This window comes from Nodularia sp. UHCC 0506 (assembly GCF_034931045.1).
Taxonomy (GTDB): Bacteria; Cyanobacteriota; Cyanobacteriia; order Cyanobacteriales; family Nostocaceae; genus Nodularia.
In genome coordinates this window covers 27933-33036 of the sequence record NZ_JAYGHH010000058.1, presented here as the reverse complement: position 1 = coordinate 33036, position 5104 = coordinate 27933, and the positions used below count along the sequence as shown (strand labels likewise).

The window sequence follows — 5104 nt, the reverse complement described above, 5'->3', positions numbered from 1 at the left end:
GGAATAGCACGGCAACGGGTCAATACTTCTTTTATTGAGAATTATTGGGATGATATGTTGCGAGTTGCAGGTTCTTTGAAGTTGGGAACGGTGAGCGCAACAGATATTATCCGAACTTTATACCGAGGTGATAAACCTTCTGTTCTGGGTCGGGCGATTGGGGAATTGGGGCGTATAGCCAAAACTTTGTACCTATTGAACTATATCGATGATGAGGCTTACCGTCGTCGAATTTTGACTCAGCTAAATCGGGGTGAAGGTCGGCATGGGCTGGCCAGAGTTATATTTCATGGTCAAAAGGGAGAGTTGCGTCAACGTTACCGGGAGGGACAAGAGGACCAACTTTCGGCTTTGGGCTTGGTCGTTAATGCTTTGGTACTATGGAATACATATTATATGAATGCTGCACTGACGAATATTGGCTCCCAACAGGGCATAAATCAAGAAGATGTAGCGCGGCTATCGCCTTTGGGACATTCTCACATCAATATGTTGGGACGTTATCATTTCTCTTTGCCTGTTGCCGTTATGCAGGGGGAAATGCGATCGCTACGTGATCCAAACGACCCTAATGAACAGGATGATTAGAATGCTTGTCCAGTAAGACTTTCAGCCTTAGCGTAACTTTCTGTACCGTTGCTCATTTCACCCCATTCTATACTGTCTTCTATACCAGCATCTAAACTGTATGTTGGGGTAGTGTTACAGCTTATGCCCTGTGATCCCGTGAGTAGCATTGTCACAGGAATGTACGTTAAGCCCAAGATGGCTGCTATCACTAACTTTGAGTCGTTGTATTAAAATCTTTCTATTCCTGTGATAACTAAGTTTATCGGTGTTTCAATTGAAAAAAATTACCCTACCGTCAATATCGCCCATTAGCGACAAAGTAAAACTCGCTAATGGGGGTAAAGGAAACATAAACTTTTATAAAAGGCAGCTATATTTGGCGAACTGTTGTGAAACAATTAGGTAAAAAAATATACGATTTTGTCAATACCCACCAATAAGTTGGAGGTACGAGAATGGTCTGTGGTATTTATCAGATTTCCAACACGATTAATGGCAAGTCTTACATCGGGCAGTCCCGAAATATATACCGGAGATGGAGACAGCATACACGGGGGTTAGACAGTCCAAATGCCCTAGAAATAGGGAGTTACCCACTCAGACACGCTTTTCTTAAATATGAACTAAGAGAGGTGGTAGATAAGCCAGGGAAAACAGGGATTTTTGATTTCAAAATTATTGAGAAATGCACAGAAGACAAGTTATTAGAGAGAGAACGGTTCTGGATAAATGAAATAGATCCAGAATATAACTGCAATCTTTGGACACCCGCCAGAAAGAAGAAGGCAGTTGACTCTGAGCCGAAGTTTTGGATTCAGTACCATAACTACAATGCGCTGGGTTATTTACCTGTTGAATACAAGCGTGATATGTCACAAGCAGAAGAATGTGAGTATGACGAAGTTTTACCTGGTGTATCAACCAATAAAAGAGCCGTCCTCAACACGGTAGGAGACACTGTTTTTTTGATTGTAGGAATAGGTGATAAACCAAAACAATATTATCTTTGGTCTACTTTTTTATGTGAAGAAACAGTCACAAATGAATACGAAGATGGTCATTCCTATGATGCTTATGGTTCTGGACACTTAATAGTTCCGCCTCGTTTATTAAATTCAGAAGAGTTTAATAAATTTAGAAGCCATTGTGGAAATTTTGGTTTTGGACTGATGTGTGTCAAAGATCCTGAAAAAGACCTTGCTAAAGGTTCTCTATACCTAAATGTCTTAAAAAAGATAGCAGAAGAATCAAAGCCAAAAGAGTCAAAACTCAACTTCTCTCAGTTTATTAAAGATTTTTATGCCCAAGTTACCCACATAAATCCTAACGAATTTTCTGCTTATCATAAACGAGGGTATGCCAGACACTTAACAGTTTCTCTGTATGTTGAAAATGCACTAGGATTGCTGGCTGGTGAGTATAGTATATTGCTAATATTTTTCGACCCAGACAAATGGATCTTGAATTATAAAGACAGTACATTGCTTGTTCATTCGTTAAATTTTTACGATTTCACAACTGGAAAAGAATATTTAGAAAGCTATGAATTTGACGAAGAAACTTTTCCTATAAATGCAATTCAGGGGTGGGTTACTGTTGAGAGTGTTTTTAAATATGACGAAACCCGCTTTCTTGCTGATAAAGAACTACACCTCCAAGAAAACAACCTCAGTTATTACCAGGAAATTTATGGAAGTGATGTTTGGGGTATTGCTGTAAAAGAGCCTGTCATTTTGCGTTCAGCTATCTGTAACGTATTCCAGCCAGAAAATATTGATGATGGCGATTTATGGGAAGCAGATGACATTTCACAGTTAGATGCGTTTTATGCAGCACTAAAAACGAAAATCAAGCACGAAGTGGAGACTCTACAATAAATCACAACTGCTTTATCATTTTCAACTGTTTTAACACGTGCCATGCTGCTTTACCCCCGTGGATAAACTGATGCATGCATCTGTTGGATTAAACGCCTTCCTTTAACTGTGAGATAGTGGTGTTCTTTTTTAACAGGTTTTTTATTTATAATAAATACAGTTTCCAGTATTTTTACTATTGGTGATAATCGTGTAAAATATTACAATATTAGTCAATAGCAGAATTGGCGGATAGCTTCCGCATCTCATTTTTCTGCCGTTGTTCTGCCAAGTTTATTTTATGAAAAGTCACCGTGCAATAATTATAGTTGTCATTGCTTGCTTAATTAGTTCTTGCGATAGCAACAAAAAAGAACTGGGAGAAGCCGTAAAAGCTTTGCAACAAGTTGATTCAGCTACCAGTGTTGGGACAAATATAAGCAACTATGCAACACAACTTACCTCCGCCAAAACTGAGGTAGACGCTTATCTACTGAAGGACAGTAACTCAGAAAGAGCAAAAAAAATTGACAAGTTACTAAACCGTCACTTGGCTGCTTTGAGTTGGTGGCAATGTAATTTATCACAAGCAGAATCTTCCTTAAAAGATGAATATGAGGTAGCTTCAGAATGTCGTGATGCCGTATTACCCAAGATATTTGAGCTATTTCCTGGTATCAAACAAGATGCAGAGCAGGCGATAACTAACAAACCAAGAAAGTATAAAAGTGAGTCTCTCGATAAATCAGCAGTTTTACAATTTATGTGGGAAGAAACATCTATTGATACTAAATCACTGCTTGAAGATGCTAACGGGTTGAAATGAGCATCTGGGGAGTGCTTATATCAATGCCGAATACAGGGGTCATGCCAAAGTGTGATCGCGCTCCTGAAAACTTTTCAACAGTAAAAAATACACCCTAAAATATAGGGGTATTCCTGTATTTTTATGGTACTTGTACTTTAGCAGTTTCACCAGTTCAAGAGCTAATCAAAATTTAGTGGTTTACTGTTGAAGTGATCATAAATCTTCCCAGGGTGAAACCAGTCTGGTAGTGTCTTCTCAATATCTTCTAGGCTGTTCCCCAGGGCATCTACCAACCCATACCGAACAACTACCCTACTAAGTGGTGTTTCGCCATTGGCTGAGAACTTCTCCAGTAAAATTGTCCCTGCCTTACGTGCTGATGCTGTACCATCTGGAAAGCTTTCATTGGTGGCATTATGGGTGATTCCCAGCAAATACTCCTTGGCTTTGCGGGTGTCGGTGAGGGACATTTTGAAGAATGCGATCGCCGTATCACCGCATAATGATTTTAAATTGGTAAATTCATCACAAATCACCTGCTGCTTAGTCTTTGGCTTCTGCTTAATTCGTTGTAACCATCTATCACAACATTCATCAAAAGCTGTACTAATATCTTCTTCAGTTTCAGCTAGTGTGTAAGCTTGTAGCAATTTCCACACGTCGGCATTATCACCAGTGGCGTGTCTATCAATAAGCTGGTGTACTGGTGCATCAAGGCAGTATTTTCTGATGAGTGCGATCGCACTAGCAGTATAAGTTTTACCAGACCCTTGATTACCAATCAACCACAATGGTTTTAAGCTGTTTATAATTGTCCATAAATACCCGTCTTCGTGACTTTTTAGGGCATCTATTAAGCTATTTTTCAAGGACTCATTAGGGGATTGTGTAGCAGTTCCCGTGTCACCAGTGGATTTATTTAATTTGTCTAATTTACGGGTAATCTCAGCAGTAGATAAACGATTGTCAGCAATAGATTTGTCTAGTTCACTTACTTGCAGTTCATGACTTTTCAGGGCAACTTCACCTTGTAATTGTCCATTAATGTGGTCTAGTTGCTGTTCTCCTTCAGTCTTCAATTGTTCAATTGCCCCCGCGGTGTCCCGTGCAATTATCTCCTTAGTTATTTGTGATTGATGCTGTTTACTGAATGCAGTTAGATCCAGATGATTAGATACATATATATCATTCTCCAAAGCTTTTATTTTCAACAATGAGAACTGAGAATGAATTGCTTTCTCCTGTGTATCTGTGAGTGATTTACTTACACCATACGCGCCAATTAAAAGAACGGTTCCCAGGACACCATAGAGGGGTGCTTTGGGTGCTTCTGGTGGGAGTACCCGTAAGAATTTCACCTTGTTATCAAAAGTAAAGTTACGCCGTTCCCGGTCAATTATCCAACTAATCCCCCGCTTGATTTGATGACCCTCGCACACGTCAGTATCAGGATTAAAGCAGAATAATGTTTCAGGATATTTGGTAGTATCTGCAAACAGTGGTAAACACAACGAAACACCACCAATAAACAAAGCAGTTGATAAAAATGTGGCTGTTCTTCGTTGTGCTTTCAGTTGGTGGTTGAACTGTTCTATCTCCTGCATGGTTCACTTCATCCATACAAACAGCAAAGCCAATAAAAAACTCACAATCATAATTAACTCAATGTGAATCATGCCAGCATTGATGAAATTAATAATGCTTCTATCTATTTGGTTTTCACGCATCCAGTCTGCAAGTAATGCCAAGTTGTAACCAGTGTCGTACAATCCCATAATTAAATAGTTGGCGGATACGATGAACACTAGCACCCCTATAAACTTAGTTAAAAACCCGTTTTTTCTATACATCTGAGTTCCCCTTATTCCTG

5 protein-coding genes are annotated in these 5104 nt (G+C 39.3%); 3 read left to right on the top strand and 2 right to left on the bottom strand.

Annotation, left to right across the window (positions count from 1 at the left end; genetic code table 11):
* The 3 genes from VB654_RS22415 to VB654_RS22405 all read left to right on the top strand — a co-directional run.
* On the top strand, window positions 1-588 hold a 588-nt coding region (locus tag VB654_RS22415; protein ID WP_323216040.1), incomplete at its 5' end, for a Tn3 family transposase.
* A gap of 437 nt (window positions 589-1025) precedes the next feature.
* The gene (locus VB654_RS22410) at window positions 1026-2447 is read left to right on the top strand and encodes a GIY-YIG nuclease family protein (RefSeq protein ID WP_323216038.1); all 1422 of its coding nucleotides are present in this window, start codon (window positions 1026-1028) and stop codon (window positions 2445-2447) included.
* Between the two features lie 280 nt (window positions 2448-2727).
* Entirely contained in the window at window positions 2728-3252 is a 525-nt protein-coding gene (locus VB654_RS22405) for a hypothetical protein (protein ID WP_323216036.1), read from the top strand.
* A 161-nt stretch (window positions 3253-3413) separates the two neighbouring features.
* On the opposite strand, the gene VB654_RS22400 is transcribed toward VB654_RS22405, so the two are convergent.
* Together VB654_RS22400 and VB654_RS22395 are read right to left on the bottom strand one after the other, a co-directional pair.
* Window positions 3414-4838 carry a hypothetical protein gene (locus VB654_RS22400; RefSeq protein WP_323216035.1) on the bottom strand — a complete coding sequence of 475 codons (1425 nt, stop codon included), beginning with the start codon at window positions 4836-4838 and terminating at the stop codon, window positions 3414-3416.
* A 3-nt stretch (window positions 4839-4841) separates the two neighbouring features.
* The coding region (locus VB654_RS22395; RefSeq protein ID WP_323216034.1) for a hypothetical protein at window positions 4842-5104 on the bottom strand (263 nt) is incomplete at its 5' end.